We start from the raw sequence: 15741 nt of genomic DNA on the forward strand, positions 1-15741 counted from the left end.
GGGGCTAGCCCTGCGCGGCCAGCATCGCGTCATAGACTTCGACAAGCGGCGTTTGGTCGATTTCGATCAATCCACGCCGTGGCCTGTCCAGATCGATGATGATGAACACAAGCACCACAATCAGCGCCATCATCGCATAGGCCGGAACGCCGGGCCGCGTGTTGGCCTGGCTTGCGGTAAAGCCCATGATCACCGCAAGCACCATGAACGTGCCGAACATCAGGAACAGGACCAGTTCGGGCACATGCCGGTTCACCGCCGCATCGCGTGCAGCCAGCGCGTCGATCATATCGTTCAGACTGGTGACGAAACTGTTGACGACAGGTGACTTTTCGGCGCGCGCCACTTCGCTGGCGATCCGCCAGACTTCGTCGAAGGTTGCGTTGGCCTTGGCAATCAGCGCATCGCGAGCCTCGATTTCAGAGGCGGCGACTTCGACGGCCTCAACGCGGGAGGCCGTGTAGCCGCGCAGCAGCACCTGGGCTGCGCCTTGTGCGCCTTCGGGCAGCAGGCTGGTGCGCAGCCATGCGGTGCCAATGGCGTTTGCCTCGGCAACCACATGGCCCGACCGGTCGTCATGGCGCGCGAGGGCCAGTGAAAAGGTGAAACCCAGCAGCAGCGCCAGCAGACCTGTCAGCGCGCCCTGCACGGTGTTGGATTGGGCGCGGGTCTGATCGTCCGCGCGTCCTTCGGTCCGGTCCAGCGCATGGCCCACGGCCAGTGCAATCAGCATGCCAGCCAGCAACAGCAGCGCGATAATGGGGGTGGGAATGTCGTACATCAGTTCTCTTTGCATCGCTTCGGGTCCTGCCACCTGTGGTTCGTCCGGCCAGTGGCAACAAAAAAAGGCGGCCCGTCAAGGCCGCCTTTGCGAGTGTTTCCTGATCAGCCCGCGAGGGCTTTGTTCAGGTTTTCGTCAATCTTTTCAAGGAAGCCCATGGTGGTGAGCCATTTCTGGTCGGGGCCGACCAGCAGGGCCAGATCCTTGGTCATGTCACCACTTTCAACGGTTTCCACGATCACCTTTTCCAGCGTGGTCGCAAAGGCCATCAGGGCGGTATTGTCGTCCAGCTTGGCACGGTGCTTGAGCCCGCCGGTCCACGCATAGATCGATGCGATCGAGTTGGTCGAGGTTTCCTCGCCCTTCTGGTGCTGGCGATAGTGGCGGGTGACGGTGCCGTGGGCCGCTTCGGCCTCGACCGTCTTGCCATCGGGCGTCATCAGAACGGAGGTCATCAGACCAAGCGAGCCAAAACCCTGCGCCACGGTGTCGGACTGCACGTCGCCATCGTAGTTCTTGCAGGCCCAGACATAGCCGCCATTCCACTTCATCGCACAGGCGACCATGTCGTCGATCAGGCGGTGTTCATAGGTGATGCCAGCCTCTTTGAACTTGTCGGCAAACTCGGTCTCGTAAATGTGCTGGAACAGCTCAAGAAAGCGACCATCATATTGCTTGAGGATCGTGTTCTTGGTCGACAGGTACACCGGCCAGCCCAGGTTGAGGCCGTAGTTCATCGAAGCGCGTGCAAAGTCGATGATCGACTGGTCGAGGTTGTACATCGCCATGGTGACACCGGCGCCGGGGGCGTCAAACACCTCTTTTTCGATCTCGGTGCCGTCATCGCCGACGAACTTGATGGTCAGCTTGCCCTTGCCGGGGAATTTGAAGTCGGTCGCGCGGTACTGATCGCCAAAGGCATGGCGCCCCACAACGATGGGCTTGGTCCATCCGGGCACAAGGCGGGGCACGTTTTTGCAGATGATAGGCTGGCGAAAGATCACGCCGCCCAGAATGTTGCGGATCGTGCCATTGGGGCTGCGCCACATCTGTTTGAGGCCGAATTCCTCGACCCGTGCCTCATCCGGGGTGATGGTCGCGCATTTGACAGCAACGCCCACCTCTTTGGTCTTTTCGGCGGAGTCGATGGTGATCTGATCATTGGTGTCGTCGCGGGCCTGAATACCCAGATCGTAGTAGAGCAGATCGATGTCGAGATAGGGCAGGATCAATTTCTTCTTGATGAAGTCCCAGATGATCCGTGTCATCTCGTCTCCGTCCATCTCGACGATGGGGTTGTCTACCTTGATCTTGGTCATGTTGGCGTCCCTTTCGGCTGCAGTCGATTTGGCGTTCGCTTAGCGTGTCTGGCGCGGTTTGAAAAGCCGTATACTGTTGTATACCGAATTTGCCGCAGGGATGCAGGGCGCCGATTGGCGGGCAGGGCGCGTGTTCGCATCTGTGTGCAGAGCAACTGGACGGATCGCTTGTGCCGCATCGACCTGCGCGGCAAGTCACCTAGCATGCTCTTTCTATGGTGCAGTCAGGACGGATTGAGAGTGGGTTGGACGTATCCGCGTGGGTCACATCGATTCGTACGCGCCGGACAGCGTGATGTGCTTTGACAAGCCAGCGACACGGGCCTGACACAGTCTGAACACAGTCTCCAAACTCCTGCCACAAAGGCGTATCTTTCAGGTCGCACCTTTCCCGGAAAACCGACTTTATGCTTAATCCCGTCTTAACGCGTTGACGCGCAGCCCGTGTTTTGACGATGCTGTCTTCGGGGCACAGATATGGAGTACGTGATGAGTTTCTTCACAAAGTCCGTATGCGCCCTTTCGGTCGCTGCGGCATTCATGGCAGCCCCCGCCGTTGCGTCGGTCGTGTCTGCAGATTTCCGTGGGGAGTTTGACCTGCCGGACGCAAGTTTCAGCGCTGGGGCGCGCGTTCTGGAGAACCTCGGCGTGACGCTTGGTGCGGGTGCCGAACTCGACGAAGGCGATGAAATCAGCAACCCAAGCGACTGGATGGGCGGAGTTGAGGCTGATCTGTCCTCCGAAGGCCTGTTGACGCTGACTGGCCGGAACGCAGGGGGCCTGGGCGGCGATTTTGATTTCGCCAGCATCATGGTGTCCAACATTCAATTCAGCCATGGACGTGAAATCATCGGCTTCACGCAAATCGGCGGCGCAAGCATCTATGCCAGCGGGAGCGCCACGCCGTTTCCAACGATCCGGTTCGGATCGGATTTCTTCTCGATTTCCATCGATACAACGGGAACCGGCAGCATCTCCGACTTTGTCTTTGCAGAAGGCGGCACTGCGCAATTCCAGTTTGAATTGTCGCCAATGGTGGTGCCATTGCCCGCAGGCGGCCTGCTGCTTGGCACAGCGCTCTTGGGCTTTGGCCTGGCGCGACGCAAAACGTCTCACTCCTGAGGACGACCTGGTAACGATTTTGGACCGCGCGGCGATGACTTCGCTGCGCGGTTTTTACGTGCGAAGTCGGATTATTCGGCTGACTTTGACGCTTCGTGCGTCTTGAGCTTTTGCGCAAGGAACTTGCGGCCTGCATCATTGGCCATTCGCGTGCGGATCGCTGTCAGAAACGCCTCTTCCAGCGTTTGTGACGACGCGCCGAGTACATCGCCCACCTGCATGAACAGTCGGTCATCACCGATCTCGTTCTGCACGGCCAGGCATTCCTCGGCCAGCTTGTTGGCCATTTCGATGACAACGGGATCGGCCATTACCGCGACGTCTCTGTCAGGCGACGTTTGACGTAGTCGGTCGTGTGATCGATCAGCGTGTCCATGTGGGGCTGTTCAAAGAAATGGCCGGCACCCTCCACCTCTGTGTGAGTGATGGTGATGCCCTTCTGCTCGTGCAACTTGTTCACCAGCCCGACTGTATCTGCCGGCGGTGCGACGCGGTCGGCGGAGCCGTTGATGATCAGCCCCGAAGAGGGGCAGGGCGCGAGGAACGAAAAGTCGTACATGTTGGCCGGGGGCGAGACGCTGATGAACCCCGTAATCTCGGGGCGGCGCATCAGCAACTGCATCCCGATCCATGCGCCAAAGCTGAACCCTGCGACCCAGCAGTGTTTGGAGTTGTTGTTCATCGACTGCAAATAGTCGAGCGCAGAGGCTGCGTCGCTCAACTCGCCGATGCCCTGATCATATTCGCCCTGCGAGCGTCCGACGCCGCGGAAGTTGAACCGCAACACGGTAAAGCCCATGTTGAAGAAGGCATAGTGCAGCGCATGCACCACCTTGTGATTCATCGTTCCGCCGAATTGCGGGTGCGGATGCAGGACGATGGCGATTGGCGCGTCACGTTCTTTTTGGGGGTGATAGCGGCCTTCGAGGCGGCCTTCGGGTCCGGGAAAAATGACCTCGGGCATGGGGGTATCTGTCCTGTTTCGTCTTTTTGGCCATCCGATTTCTTGACGAAATTTCTCGGGTACCTTAGAACGGTTCTAATTTCATGGGCAGGTTTGCGTTCCTGCAGTGAAAGAGCATGTATGGCCTTCGGGCGCGCACGTCAATTGGGGGCGTTTGTCTAATGAAACTGTCGACCAAAGGGCGCTATGCGATGGTGGCGCTGAGCGACATCGCGCTGCAACCCGCCGACAAGCTGGTCAGCCTTGGCGATATCTCTGCCCGCCAGGACATTTCGCTGCCCTATCTTGAGCAGTTGTTCGTGAAACTGCGCCGCGCCGAGCTTGTGGCGTCGGTGCGCGGGCCCGGCGGCGGATACCGGCTGACCCGTGCGGCATCAGAAATCCGAGTGTCCGATATCCTCGCGGCTGTCGATGAAAAGGTCGACGCGATGCACAAGGGGGCAGGGGCATCGGGTGCGGCCTCCGGGTCAAAGGCGCAATCGCTGACCAACCGGCTTTGGGAAGGGCTGTCGGCCCATGTCTATGTCTTTTTGCACCAGACCCGCCTGTCCGATGTGATCGAGAACGAGCTTGCCCCCTGTCCGGCGGTGCCCAACCTGATGGCCGTGGTCGATGAAAGCTGATGTCGGCTGGGGGCCAGCCCCCAACCCCCCGGAGTTTATCTGGCGAGATGAAGGAGGGATCGTGTGAGCCGGGTCTATCTGGATCACAATGCGACCACGCCCCTGCGGCCTGAAGCCCGCGAGGCGATGCTTGCGGCCATGGACGTGGTGGGCAATCCGTCCTCGGTTCATGCCGAGGGGCGCGCGGCCAAGATGCTGGTGGAGCGTGCACGCGCGCAGGTGGCGGAGCTGGTCGAGTGCAAGCCGACACAGGTGGTTTTCACCGGGTCGGCGACCGAGGCGGCAGCATTGGCCGTGGCGCAGAAAGATCGGCATGGCGGGCGATTTGCTGCGTTGCCGACCGAGCATGATTGTTTTCTGGACTGGAGCGAGGCGGATTTGCCGTCGCTGTTCGATCCGCAAGGTGCCTTGAATGCGGCGGGAGCAACTGAGTTCTGCAACTGGATTGTGCGGGGCGTCGGCGATGCGCACAGCACCGAACGCGCGCCCGTCGCATTGGTCGCCATGTCGGCTGCCAACAGTGAAACCGGTGTCATGTTGCCCGATGCCCGCGTGGCGTCCAATACGAACATCAATGCGTTGCGCGCGGGCACCGTGCCCTATTCGGTTGTATGCGACATCACTCAGATGGCCGGAAAAGTGCCTGTGGCGTACGACGGCGACAAGCGCCCGGCCTACATGATCCTGTCAGCCCACAAGCTGGGCGGGCCAAAGGGTGTCGGCGCGCTGATCAATTTCACCGCTGATGACCCAGCGCCGATGCTGCGCGGTGGTGGGCAGGAGATGGGGCGGCGGTCAGGTACGGAGAATGTGATTGGAGTTGCCGGATTTGGCGCGGCGGCCGAGGCGGCGCACCGCGACGTGATGAGCGGCAAATGGGCCGAAATCGAGAAACTTAGAAATATTCTAGAAAGTGCTCTTGAGGCTTCCTCAAATACGACTATTTTTGTCGGGAAGGATGCGCCGCGCCTGCCCAACACGACATGTTTCGCCACGCCCGGGTGGAAAGGCGAGACGCAAGTGATGCAGATGGACCTGGCCGGGTTTGCGATTTCGGCGGGCTCTGCCTGTTCCAGTGGCAAGGTCAAGGCCAGCCGGGTGCTGACGGCGATGGGTCTGGGTGATGTGGCGGCCAATGCGGTCCGGGTGTCGCTTGGGCTTGAGACAACAGAAGACGATGTGACGCGCTTTGCCGAGGCTTGGGCGCAAAAGTTGAAGAAACACGAGGCGCGGGCGGCCTGAGGGTCGTTTTGCAGAGGGGAATGTCTGATATGGACAATGCAGTAGATGAAGTTGTCGTCAAAGAGGGTGTCGATCAGGACACCGTCGATGCGGTCCGCGAAGTCGGTGGCGCCTATAAGTACGGCTGGTCCACCGATATCGAGATGGACTATGCCCCCAAGGGCCTCAGCCCGGACATCGTCAAGCTGATATCCGAGAAAAACGAAGAACCTGAATGGATGCTGGAGTGGCGTCTGGCGGCATATGAGCGCTGGTTGACCAAGGAAGAGCCCAAATGGGCGATGGTCGACTATCCCGAGATCGATTTTCAGGACCAGTATTACTATGCCCGTCCCAAATCGATGGAGGTCAAGCCCAAGTCGCTGGACGAGGTGGACCCCAAGCTGTTGGAAACATACGCGAAACTTGGCATTCCGCTGAAAGAGCAGATGATTTTGGCCGGTGTCGAAGGCGCCGAGGAGCTGACTGACGCGCCGCGCAAAGTGGCCGTGGATGCGGTGTTTGACTCCGTTTCAGTCGGCACGACCTTTCAGGCCGAGTTGAAAAAGGCGGGCGTGATCTTCTGTTCGATTTCTGAGGCGATCAAGGATCACCCGGAACTGGTCAAGAAATATCTTGGTTCAGTCGTGCCCGTTTCGGACAACTATTATGCAACGCTGAATTCCGCCGTGTTTTCAGATGGTTCGTTTGTCTACGTGCCCCCCGGTGTGCGCTGCCCGATGGAGCTGTCGACCTATTTCCGCATCAATGCGGAGAACACGGGCCAGTTCGAACGTACGCTGATCATCGCGGACAAGGGATCGTACGTCAGCTATCTTGAGGGCTGCACCGCACCGCAGCGTGACATTGCTCAACTGCATGCCGCCGTTGTCGAGATCATCATCGAGGAAGACGCCGAGGTGAAATACTCGACCGTTCAGAACTGGTATCCCGGGGATGAGAACGGCAAGGGTGGCATCTACAACTTTGTCACCAAACGCGCCGATTGCCGGGGTGATCGCGCCAAGGTGATGTGGACGCAGGTCGAAACCGGGTCTGCGGTCACATGGAAATACCCGTCCTGCATTCTGCGCGGCAACGACACGCAGGGCGAGTTTTACTCCATCGCCATCGCCAACAATATGCAGCAGGCCGATACCGGCACCAAGATGATCCATCTGGGCAAGAACACGAAGTCGCGGATTGTGTCCAAGGGCATCAGTGCGGGCAGGGCTCAAAACACCTATCGCGGCCTTGTCTCGATGCACCCCAAGGCCAAGAATTCGCGCAACTATACGCAATGCGACAGCTTGCTGATTGGTGACAAATGCGGGGCGCATACAGTGCCGTATATTGAGGTCAAGAACAACTCCTCCCGCGTCGAACACGAGGCGACGACATCCAAGGTGGATGACGATCAGATGTTCTATTGCCGCTCGCGCGGTATGGACGAGGAAGAGGCGGTGGCCCTCGTGGTGAATGGCTTCTGCAAGGACGTGTTGCAGGCACTGCCGATGGAATTTGCCATGGAAGCACAACAGCTTGTGGCGATCTCGCTTGAGGGGTCGGTGGGCTGATCCATGATGAGCGACGAGGACAACAGCACGGTCGGGCAAACCTTTGACCACGCAAACGCCGTTCAGTCAGCCAACCTGAGCGAAGGCAGGACCCAAAGCGTGGCGGGGCGCATGTTCGTGGCGGTCACTGCCGGATTCTTCTTTGGCTACATGCTTGGGATGGTTGTCGCGCCGGACGTCGCCATCGCTATGGCGCTTGGATGCGCGATGACGTTTGGGGCAATCTCCGTTGCGATCATGCTGTTCAGACCTGCGCCTCCCGACGAATATGCAAGCGGCTTTGCCCGCTCCGAAGAAGAGGTGCGCCAGGCCCTTGCCGACATCGAGGCGCGCAAGAAGTGACCCACGCCCTGTTTCCCGACAATGACCCGTCCGAGCGGCGCAAGATCAAGCGGCCCAGGATGTCGGATGCCGATGGCACGCGCGAAGGTGGGCTGACCTTTGTCATCGTGTTTATCGTCGGATTTGTCGTGGCGACCGTGGCGCATCCGGCGGCGCTGACCTCGTTCTGGGTCTGGTTCTTTTTGTTGCTCATGTGCGTGGCCGTTGCGGTGGGCGTGCAGCGCGGCGTCGCGCACCTTTATGGCTATGTCGAGGACGGAGACGACGAGGAATGATCCTGACCACCACCAATTCTGTCGAGGGCTACAAGATCACCGACTACAAAGGAATCGTTGTGGGCGAGGCGATCATGGGCGCCAACGTGGTGCGCGATTTCTTTGCCGGGATCACGGATATCATCGGGGGCCGCTCGGGCGCATATGAATCGAAACTGCAGGATGCGCGCGACACGGCCATGGCTGAACTGGAACAGCGCGCAGCCCATGTTGGCGCGAATGCCGTGGTCGGCATCGATCTGGATTACGAAGTGGTGGGGGACAGCATGCTGATGGTGTCCGTTTCGGGCACAGCCGTGGTGCTGGCCTAAACCTGCCGAAAAAGAACACTGCCGCCCGTCTGGTCGGCCTTGAAAAAATGAAGAACAAGGAACAACGCACATGCTGACGATCAAAGACCTGCACGTGAAGCTGGAAGAAGAAGACAAGCAAATCCTCAAAGGTGTCGATCTGACTGTCGAGGCGGGGAAGGTGCACGCGATCATGGGCCCCAACGGGTCGGGCAAGTCGACGCTGTCTTATGTTCTGTCGGGTCGCGAGGGCTACGAGGTGACAGGCGGCACGGCCCATCTCGAAGATGTCGATCTGCTTGAACTGGAGCCCGAAGAGCGCGCCGCTGCTGGCCTGTTCCTTGCCTTCCAATACCCGGTCGAAATCCCCGGTGTCGGCAACATGACCTTTTTGCGCACCGCCGTGAACGCACAGCGCAAGGCCCGCGGCGAAGAAGAGATGTCGGCCGCCGACTTCCTCAAAGTCATCCGCGCCCGCGCCAAGGAATTGCAGATCGATGCGGATATGCTCAAGCGCCCCGTCAATGTCGGCTTCTCCGGTGGTGAGAAAAAGCGCAACGAAATCCTGCAGATGGCGATGCTGGAACCAAAAATGTGCATTCTGGACGAAACCGATTCCGGTCTGGACGTCGATGCGATGAAGCTGGTGGCGACAGGCGTGAACAAGCTGCGTTCGGAAGGGCGGGGTTTTCTGGTGATCACCCACTATCAGCGTCTGCTCGATCACATCAAACCTGACGTGGTGCACATCATGGCCGATGGGCGCATCGTGAAGACCGGTGGTCCCGAGCTGGCGCTTGAGGTCGAAAACAACGGCTACGGCGATATTCTGGCCGAGGTGGCGTAATGGCGGCCCCAGCAGCGAAACCCGATCTGACCGAGGCGCGCATCGCGAACCTGACCCTGCCCAAAGGTGGCTGGTCAGAGGCGGCGCGCACCGAAGCACTTGCGCGCCTGCGCAGCACAGGTCTGCCCCAGCGGCGCGATGAGTATTGGAAATTCACGCGTCCCGACCTGCTGACCCAGGCGGATGCACCGGGTGCGGCCGTGTTTCATGCGGACGAGGCCCCGATTTTCGGAGGGACTGACGCGCTGCGCATCGTGTTTGATGATGGCGTGTTCAACGCAGAAGCGTCCGATGATCTGGCGCTTGATCATGTGAAGATCGACCGTCTGGCAGACACGGATGCCGATATTCACTGGGCCAAGGGCGTCTATGGCGTGCTTGAAACCGCTGGGCAAACGCCGGTGGCGCGGCCCCTTGCGGCGCTCAACACCGCCTTTGCGACCGACGGCGTGCTGATCCACGTGACGGGTGCCGTGCCGAAACCGATCCACTTTGTCTACAACCACGCGGACGAGATGTCGGATGCCATTCTGCACCACGTGATCAAGCTGGATGCTGGTGCGGATGTGACCATTCTGGAAAACGGACCCGCAGCGTCACGCTTCAACAAGGTGATGGAAGTGGACATCGCGGACGGCGCGGCGTTCCACCATGTGCGGGCGCAAGGTCGTGATCATGAACGGCTGGCGGCAACGCATATCTTTGCGCGTCTCGGCACGGAATCTACCTTCAAATCCTTTACGCTCACTGTGAACGGGCGGCTGACGCGCAATGATTGCATCATTGAGCTGACCGGTGATGACGCCATTGCCCATGTGGCAGGTGCCTGTGTCGGGGACGGGGATTTCCACCACGATGACACGGTGTTCGTCACCCATGATGCTGAACGCTGCGAAAGCCGTCAGGTGTTCAAGAAGGTGCTGCGCAACGGGGCCGTGGGCGTGTTTCAGGGCAAAATCCTCGTCAAGGCAGGTGCGCAAAAAACGGACGGCTACCAGATCAGCCAGTCGCTGCTCTTGGATGACGACGCGCAATTCCTCGCCAAGCCCGAGCTGGAAATCTATGCCGACGACGTGGTCTGCTCGCACGGATCGACCTCGGGTGCCATCGATGATGAGGCGCTGTTCTACCTGCGCTCGCGCGGTGTGCCTGCGGCCATTGCCACAGATTTGCTGACGCTCGCTTTTCTCGCCGAAGCGGTGGAGGAAATCGAGGACGAAGGTCTGCGCGAAGTTATGGTCGAGCGTCTTGCGGGATGGCTTGAGCGGCACAGAGCGTAACCCTGCATGGCAATCACGCGCAACATCACCGCAACCTATCGCGGTCCAGGTCGTGTTGTGGCCCGCATCCTTGACGGGCCGCGGCGCGAGGATTCTGTGCTCTATTTCCTGATCGCTGCCTGTGTCGTGATCTTTATCGCGCAAACACCCTATCAGTCGCGCGAGGCGCATCTGGACGACTCCGTGCCGTTTCAGGCGCGCCTTTACTGGTCTGCCTTCTTGTGGATATTCCTGTTTCCGCTTCTGATGTACGGCGTTGCGGGCCTTGTCTGGCTGGTCAGCCGGGTCATGCCGCGCGCGCCTTCGGGTTACGAAATCCGGGTGGCGCTGTTCTGGGCGCTGTTGGCATCAACGCCGATTGTGCTGCTCTTGGGACTTACGGCAGGCATGGTTGGGCCGGGACCGGCCCTCCAGGCCGTTGCCCTCTTGTGGTGTGCGGTGTTTCTGTGGTTCTGGGTGGCGGGCACCCTCGCAGCGCGCAACACCGAAAGGTCCAAATCATGACATCGTGGCCGCAACTTGCCGTTGATACGCTGCGCGATCCCAAGGGAACGGCCGAACAGATCATGGGCTGGAACCTTGATCGCGGCGTTCTTTACATGGCGCTGTTCGCGGTTGCTGCTGTGAACACGCTGCTGGCCTCGGCCCCGATTGTGCTGTCGCCCGGCGGAGTCGATGCCGCCGCACGCGCCGCCTTGCCGATCCTGACCCTACTTGAACGCCCCATCATGTTCTTTGCCATCGTCGCGGGCACGCTGGTGATCATGATTCAGGCGCTGTTCTGGGCCGGACGCGCGATGGGCGGCGTGGGCGAGATGACGGACATGATGGCGCTGGTCATCTGGCTGCAAGCGCTGCGCGCCGCCGCGCAGGCCGTCATCCTCGTCGTCGGATTGATCGCGCCCCTTTTTGCCAGTCTGGTGGCGCTGGGGCTGCAACTTGTCGCGTTCTGGCTGTTCTTGCATTTCATCAGCGCGGCCATGCGCTTTGACTCGCTTTTGCGCGCCTTTGGCTTGCTGATCGCGGTGGCAACGGGCCTGTTCATCGGATTGATGCTGATCCTGACCATGACGGGTTTTTCTGCAGGGGGACTGGGCAGTGTATGACGTAGACAAAATTCGCAGTGACTTCCCCATCCTGTCACGGGAAGTGAATGGTAAGCCATTGGTTTACCTTGACAATGGGGCATCCGCGCAAAAGCCGCAGGTGGTGATTGACGCCATTTCCAAGGCCTATTCCGAGGAATATGCCAATGTCCATCGTGGCCTGCATTTCCTGTCCAATCTCGCCACAGACAACTACGAATCCGTGCGGGGCAAGATCGCGCGCTTCCTCAATGCATGCAGCGAGGACGAGATCATTTTCAACTCCGGCACCACCGAAGGCATCAACATGGTCGCCTATGGCTGGGCCATGCCGCGGATGCAGGCGGGGGACGAGGTTGTGCTGTCCGTCATGGAACACCACGCCAACATCGTGCCTTGGCATTTCCTGCGCGAACGGCAGGGCGTTGTGCTGAAATGGGTCGACGTGGACAGCACCGGGGCACTTGACCCGCAGGCCGTCATCGACGCCATCGGCCCCAACACGAAACTGGTCGCCGTCACCCATATGTCCAACGTGCTGGGCACCAAGGTCGACATCAAGGCGATCTGCGAGGGCGCCCATGCCAAGGGCGTGCCCGTTCTGGTCGACGGATCACAGGCAGCCGTGCACATGCCAGTCGACGTGCAGGATCTGGATGCCGATTTCTACGCGATCACAGGTCATAAATTGTACGGCCCGTCGGGTTCCGGCGCGATCTATGTGAAATCTGAGCGGATGGCCGAAATGCGCCCCTTCATTGGGGGCGGTGACATGATCAAGGAAGTCAGCAAGGACGGCGTCATCTACAATGACGGCCCGATGAAGTTCGAGGCGGGCACGCCCGGTATCGTGCAGATGATCGGCATGGGGGTCGCCATCGACTACATGCTGTCCCACGGGATGGAGGCGATTGCAGCGCATGAAGACACGTTGCGTGACTACACGGTTGAACGTCTCGCGGGGCTGAACTGGCTTCAGGTGCAGGGCACGACACCGGACAAAGGCGCGATCTTTTCCTTCACGCTGGACGGGGCAGGGCACGCCCACGACATTTCGACCATCCTTGACAAAAAGGGGGTCGCGGTGCGGGCAGGTCAGCATTGTGTCGGGCCGCTGATGGAGCATATGGGGCTGACGGCGACCTGCCGCGCCTCGTTCGGCATGTACAACACCAAGGCCGAGGTCGATGTGCTGGTCGACGCGCTTGAACTGGCGCACGACTTGTTTGCGTAAGGGTGAACTGCTGGTATGGAGTTGCAGTCGGCAGCCGCCTAAAAGGGCGCATGGCATTCAGAGGTCTTTCAACGTGAGGTCATTCGGATTGTTCGATGATTCTACTGGACAGCATGGCGTCCACGTCAGCGTCGTCAAATCCAAGTTCACGCAAAATGGACCGTGTGTCTGCGCCCAATTGTCGTGGCGCTGCGTCTGACCTGGTCACCTCAGTCTTGAACGGCAAACCGACGAACCCTGAGGGACCTCGGGTTGCAAAGGCCCGGTCTGTCGCAGCAGGCAGTTCAAGCGCTTGCGCCAGACTGCGCAAACGTGCGCAAGGGACACCGGCTTCCAGCAAAACATCCTCCCAGACTTGCGCGGTTTTTGTCAGCAGCAGGGCGGTCAGATCGTCGGCAAGGGCGCGTTTGTTCTGCGCGCGCGCGGCCGGAGTAGCAAACCTGGGATCGCTCAGCCAGTTTGACCGCCCGATTGCCACGGCCAGTGCGCGGAACTGCGGATCCTCATTGACGCCAAGGCTCAGGTGCCCCTCTGCGCAAGGGAACGTGCCCGAAGAAGGCGATCTGCTGTTGGCCGCGTTGCCGCGCGGCTGCGGTTCGGTTCCGGTCAACTGGTAGTCGGTGATCGTCGAACTCATCAACGCAAAAGCGGTTTCCAACATCGACACATCGACAAAAGCGCCTTCACCGGTCTGGCCACGCGCCATCAGCGCCGACATGACCCCCAGCGCCCCGGCCAACCCGGTGGCGTAGTCGATGATGGGTGCGCCTGTGCGGATCGGGCCGGTGTCTTTTGTGCCGGTCAGGGCCATCAGGCCGCTGATCGCCTGAATATTCACGTCATAGGCGGGAGAACCTGACATTGCATTTTTACGCCCGTATCCCGTCATCGCGCAGTGGACGAGGCGCGGATTGATGTCGCGCGTGTGGCACTCTGTCAGCTTCAGCCGCTCAAGCGTGGCAGGGCGGTGGTTCTCAACCAGTACATCGGCACTGCGCAGAAGGCGTTCGAAAACCGCGCGACCTGTTGGCGTTTCCAGATCAACCGCAAGCGATTGTTTGCCCGCCCCTTGGGTGAGGAAAGCCGTGCTCATCCCTTGCGCCGCGCGGGCGGTGTCGCTGCCACCCCGGTGGCGCATCGCATCGCCGCGTCCGGGGCGTTCGACCTTGATCACTTCGGCGCCCAACTGCCCGAGATAATAGGCGCAGGCCGGGCCCGCCAGCACGTGGGTCCAGTCGATCACGCGTATGCCTTGCAGCGGCGCGACCATCACGCGTCCCTCAAGGCGACGGCGCGCGCCTGCTTGTTGACGCTGCGGATGCGCGCAAACATCGCGGCGATCCCGATCAGCAGAAACACCAGCGCGATGGGGCGGGTGACGAAAATCATCAAACCGTTGTCGCTCAGCAGCAGCGCCTGGCGAAACGCCTCTTCCGCGCCGCCTGCCAACACGAAGGAGATCACGAACGCCGCGGGGTTGAAATCAAGCTTGCGCATGGCCCATCCGGCAAAGCCTGCGGCCACCATGACGTAGACATCAAACAGATTGCCGCGCGATGTGTAGGCCGCGACAAAGGAGGTCAGGAAAATGATCGGGTACAGCACTTGCGTCGGAATGCGCATGATGAACCGGCCCACATAGGCCGCACCAAAATAGCCGATCACGCCATACATGACGATGCCGATCAGCCCGCAGGCAAAGAGTGAAAAGACCAGATCGCGGCTGGTCAGAAACAGCGTCGGGCCGATCTGGATGCCGTGGATCAGGAACACGCCAATCAGGATCGCCCCGATGGTCGAGCCGGGGATGCCAAGCGTCAGCAACGGGGCCATCGACGGTCCGCTGACGGCATTGTTCGCCGCCTCCGGTGCTGCCACGCCCTCCAACGCGCCCTGTCCCCAGGCATCGGGGTTTTTGGCCCGGCGTTTGCCTTCGCCGTAGGCGACAAAGGCCGCAATGGCAGAGCCGAGACCGGGCAACATGCCGATAAAGGCGCCTATGAACGAGGACCGGATGACATGCGGCATACAAGGCCTGTATTCGGCCCAAGTCAGGCCATTGCGGGCCGCATCGCTGTCGCCCGTCGGCATCATCTTGGCCTTGACGCCACGCTCTTCGATCTGGGTAAACACCTCGCCCAGAACAAAAATACCGATCATCAGGGGCACCAGCGAAATGCCGTTGGTCAGATCAAAACTGCCAAAGGTAAAGCGTTCGGTCGAACTGATCGGATCAAGGCCGATCATCGCGACCAAGACTCCCAGCGCCGCAGATGCAAGGCCCCGCGTCACCGATTTGCCAATCACCGACCCGATCACGATGAAGGCGGCGAAGTAGACGGCGAACAGTTCGGGCGGGCCAAGTTTCAGGGCGATGGCTGCGATCCATGCCACGCCGATGATCAGCAGGACCTCTCCGGTGAAATCACCGATCACGGACGAGATCGTGGCAACCTTCATCGCCTTTCCGGCCTTGCCTTGTCGCGCCAGTGGATAGCCATCAAGCTGTGTCGCTGCGGACGCCGCCGTGCCCGGCGTGTTGAACAGGATTGCGGCGATTGACCCGCCATAACGCCCTGATTTGCCGATCACATACAGAAAGGCGAGCGCGGGCAGAGGCTCCATATAGAAGGTGAGCGGCAGCAGCATTGCGATGGCGGCAGACGCTGTCAGGCCGGGAATGGCCCCGACAATCATCCCCACAATCGCGGCAAGGAACACCCAGCCCAGCAAAACCGGGTCGCTCAGAACTGTGGCAAGGCCCGCAAAGATATCCACGCC

General features: G+C 60.1%; 18 protein-coding genes. 12 read left to right on the forward strand and 6 right to left on the reverse strand.

Features of this window, described 5'->3' with window-relative positions; all coding sequences use genetic code 11:
• Positions 1–4: 4 nt before the first annotated feature.
• Together ACERZ8_RS14785 and ACERZ8_RS14790 are read right to left on the reverse strand one after the other, a co-directional pair.
• On the reverse strand, positions 5–781 hold the full coding sequence (locus ACERZ8_RS14785) for a bestrophin-like domain (RefSeq protein WP_407592916.1): 777 nt from the start codon (positions 779–781) through the stop codon (positions 5–7).
• Between the two features lie 104 nt (positions 782–885).
• Positions 886–2100, reverse strand: coding sequence for an NADP-dependent isocitrate dehydrogenase (locus ACERZ8_RS14790; RefSeq protein ID WP_407592917.1), 1215 nt, complete (start codon positions 2098–2100; stop codon positions 886–888).
• 489 nt (positions 2101–2589) lie between these two features.
• Here ACERZ8_RS14790 and ACERZ8_RS14795 point away from each other — a divergent pair, with 489 nt between their 5' ends.
• A complete protein-coding gene (locus tag ACERZ8_RS14795; protein WP_407592918.1) occupies positions 2590–3222 on the forward strand; it encodes a VPLPA-CTERM sorting domain-containing protein in 633 nt (210 codons plus the stop codon).
• 71 nt (positions 3223–3293) lie between these two features.
• Here the strand turns inward: ACERZ8_RS14795 and ACERZ8_RS14800 are convergent, their stop codons facing one another.
• Positions 3294–3533 (reverse strand): hypothetical protein, encoded by a 240-nt coding sequence (locus ACERZ8_RS14800; protein WP_407592919.1) that lies wholly within the window; start codon positions 3531–3533, stop codon positions 3294–3296.
• Positions 3533–4186: an alpha/beta hydrolase gene (locus ACERZ8_RS14805; RefSeq protein ID WP_407592920.1), complete on the reverse strand. Its 654-nt coding sequence runs from the start codon at positions 4184–4186 to the stop codon at positions 3533–3535. The genes ACERZ8_RS14800 and ACERZ8_RS14805 overlap by 1 nt, the downstream gene beginning before the upstream one ends.
• 161 nt (positions 4187–4347) lie before the next feature.
• On the opposite strand from ACERZ8_RS14805, the gene iscR reads away from it, so the two are divergent.
• The 11 genes from iscR to ACERZ8_RS14860 all read left to right on the forward strand — a co-directional run bounded on the left by iscR (position 4348) and on the right by ACERZ8_RS14860 (position 12960).
• A complete protein-coding gene (gene iscR / locus ACERZ8_RS14810; protein WP_407592921.1) occupies positions 4348–4809 on the forward strand; it encodes a Fe-S cluster assembly transcriptional regulator IscR in 462 nt (153 codons plus the stop codon).
• 63 nt (positions 4810–4872) lie between these two features.
• Positions 4873–6051: a cysteine desulfurase family protein gene (locus ACERZ8_RS14815; protein ID WP_407592922.1), complete on the forward strand. Its 1179-nt coding sequence runs from the start codon at positions 4873–4875 to the stop codon at positions 6049–6051.
• 29 nt (positions 6052–6080) lie between these two features.
• Complete coding sequence (gene sufB / locus ACERZ8_RS14820) at positions 6081–7607, forward strand: Fe-S cluster assembly protein SufB (RefSeq protein WP_407592923.1); 1527 nt, start codon at positions 6081–6083, stop codon at positions 7605–7607.
• Positions 7608–7610: 3 nt separating this feature from the next.
• Complete coding sequence (locus ACERZ8_RS14825) at positions 7611–7949, forward strand: hypothetical protein (protein WP_407592924.1); 339 nt, start codon at positions 7611–7613, stop codon at positions 7947–7949.
• Positions 7946–8224: a hypothetical protein gene (locus ACERZ8_RS14830; RefSeq protein ID WP_407592925.1), complete on the forward strand. Its 279-nt coding sequence runs from the start codon at positions 7946–7948 to the stop codon at positions 8222–8224. Before ACERZ8_RS14825 ends, ACERZ8_RS14830 begins: the two co-directional genes overlap by 4 nt.
• On the forward strand, positions 8221–8535 hold the full coding sequence (locus tag ACERZ8_RS14835) for a heavy metal-binding domain-containing protein (RefSeq protein ID WP_407592926.1): 315 nt from the start codon (positions 8221–8223) through the stop codon (positions 8533–8535). Before ACERZ8_RS14830 ends, ACERZ8_RS14835 begins: the two co-directional genes overlap by 4 nt.
• A gap of 70 nt (positions 8536–8605) precedes the next feature.
• Positions 8606–9361 carry a Fe-S cluster assembly ATPase SufC gene (sufC, locus tag ACERZ8_RS14840; protein WP_407592927.1) on the forward strand — a complete coding sequence of 252 codons (756 nt, stop codon included), beginning with the start codon at positions 8606–8608 and terminating at the stop codon, positions 9359–9361.
• Complete coding sequence (gene sufD / locus ACERZ8_RS14845) at positions 9361–10641, forward strand: Fe-S cluster assembly protein SufD (protein ID WP_407592928.1); 1281 nt, start codon at positions 9361–9363, stop codon at positions 10639–10641. Before sufC ends, sufD begins: the two co-directional genes overlap by 1 nt.
• Positions 10642–10647: 6 nt before the next feature.
• Positions 10648–11145, forward strand: a complete 498-nt coding sequence (locus ACERZ8_RS14850; protein ID WP_407592930.1) for a YIP1 family protein — start codon at positions 10648–10650, stop codon at positions 11143–11145.
• Entirely contained in the window at positions 11142–11747 is a 606-nt protein-coding gene (locus tag ACERZ8_RS14855) for a Yip1 family protein (protein WP_407592931.1), read from the forward strand. The genes ACERZ8_RS14850 and ACERZ8_RS14855 overlap by 4 nt, the downstream gene beginning before the upstream one ends.
• Entirely contained in the window at positions 11740–12960 is a 1221-nt protein-coding gene (locus ACERZ8_RS14860) for a cysteine desulfurase (RefSeq protein WP_407592932.1), read from the forward strand. The genes ACERZ8_RS14855 and ACERZ8_RS14860 overlap by 8 nt, the downstream gene beginning before the upstream one ends.
• Positions 12961–13039: 79 nt before the next feature.
• On the opposite strand, the gene ACERZ8_RS14865 is transcribed toward ACERZ8_RS14860, so the two are convergent.
• Positions 13040–14230, reverse strand: coding sequence for a CaiB/BaiF CoA transferase family protein (locus ACERZ8_RS14865; RefSeq protein ID WP_407592933.1), 1191 nt, complete (start codon positions 14228–14230; stop codon positions 13040–13042).
• Entirely contained in the window at positions 14230–15738 is a 1509-nt protein-coding gene (locus ACERZ8_RS14870; RefSeq protein ID WP_407592934.1) for a tripartite tricarboxylate transporter permease, read from the reverse strand. The genes ACERZ8_RS14865 and ACERZ8_RS14870 overlap by 1 nt, the downstream gene beginning before the upstream one ends.
• Positions 15739–15741 lie beyond the last annotated feature (3 nt).

Source organism: Tateyamaria armeniaca (assembly GCF_045797845.1).
GTDB classification, from domain to species: Bacteria; Pseudomonadota; Alphaproteobacteria; order Rhodobacterales; family Rhodobacteraceae; genus Tateyamaria; species Tateyamaria armeniaca.

Excerpts from the sequence above, each read along its gene's own strand:
- ACERZ8_RS14785 (WP_407592916.1), bottom strand. The coding sequence starts at position 781 with ATGTACGACATTCCCACCCCCATTATCGCGCTGCTGTTGCTGGCTGGC.
- ACERZ8_RS14850 (WP_407592930.1), top strand. The coding sequence starts at position 10,648 with ATGGCAATCACGCGCAACATCACCGCAACCTATCGCGGTCCAGGTCGT.
- sufB (WP_407592923.1), top strand. The coding sequence starts at position 6,081 with ATGGACAATGCAGTAGATGAAGTTGTCGTCAAAGAGGGTGTCGATCAG.
- ACERZ8_RS14795 (WP_407592918.1), top strand. The coding sequence starts at position 2,590 with ATGAGTTTCTTCACAAAGTCCGTATGCGCCCTTTCGGTCGCTGCGGCA.
- ACERZ8_RS14855 (WP_407592931.1), top strand. The coding sequence starts at position 11,142 with ATGACATCGTGGCCGCAACTTGCCGTTGATACGCTGCGCGATCCCAAG.
- ACERZ8_RS14805 (WP_407592920.1), bottom strand. The coding sequence starts at position 4,186 with ATGCCCGAGGTCATTTTTCCCGGACCCGAAGGCCGCCTCGAAGGCCGC.
- ACERZ8_RS14835 (WP_407592926.1), top strand. The coding sequence starts at position 8,221 with ATGATCCTGACCACCACCAATTCTGTCGAGGGCTACAAGATCACCGAC.
- ACERZ8_RS14865 (WP_407592933.1), bottom strand. The coding sequence starts at position 14,230 with ATGGTCGCGCCGCTGCAAGGCATACGCGTGATCGACTGGACCCACGTG.
- iscR (WP_407592921.1), top strand. The coding sequence starts at position 4,348 with ATGAAACTGTCGACCAAAGGGCGCTATGCGATGGTGGCGCTGAGCGAC.
- ACERZ8_RS14790 (WP_407592917.1), bottom strand. The coding sequence starts at position 2,100 with ATGACCAAGATCAAGGTAGACAACCCCATCGTCGAGATGGACGGAGAC.
- ACERZ8_RS14800 (WP_407592919.1), bottom strand. The coding sequence starts at position 3,533 with ATGGCCGATCCCGTTGTCATCGAAATGGCCAACAAGCTGGCCGAGGAA.
- sufC (WP_407592927.1), top strand. The coding sequence starts at position 8,606 with ATGCTGACGATCAAAGACCTGCACGTGAAGCTGGAAGAAGAAGACAAG.
- ACERZ8_RS14825 (WP_407592924.1), top strand. The coding sequence starts at position 7,611 with ATGATGAGCGACGAGGACAACAGCACGGTCGGGCAAACCTTTGACCAC.
- sufD (WP_407592928.1), top strand. The coding sequence starts at position 9,361 with ATGGCGGCCCCAGCAGCGAAACCCGATCTGACCGAGGCGCGCATCGCG.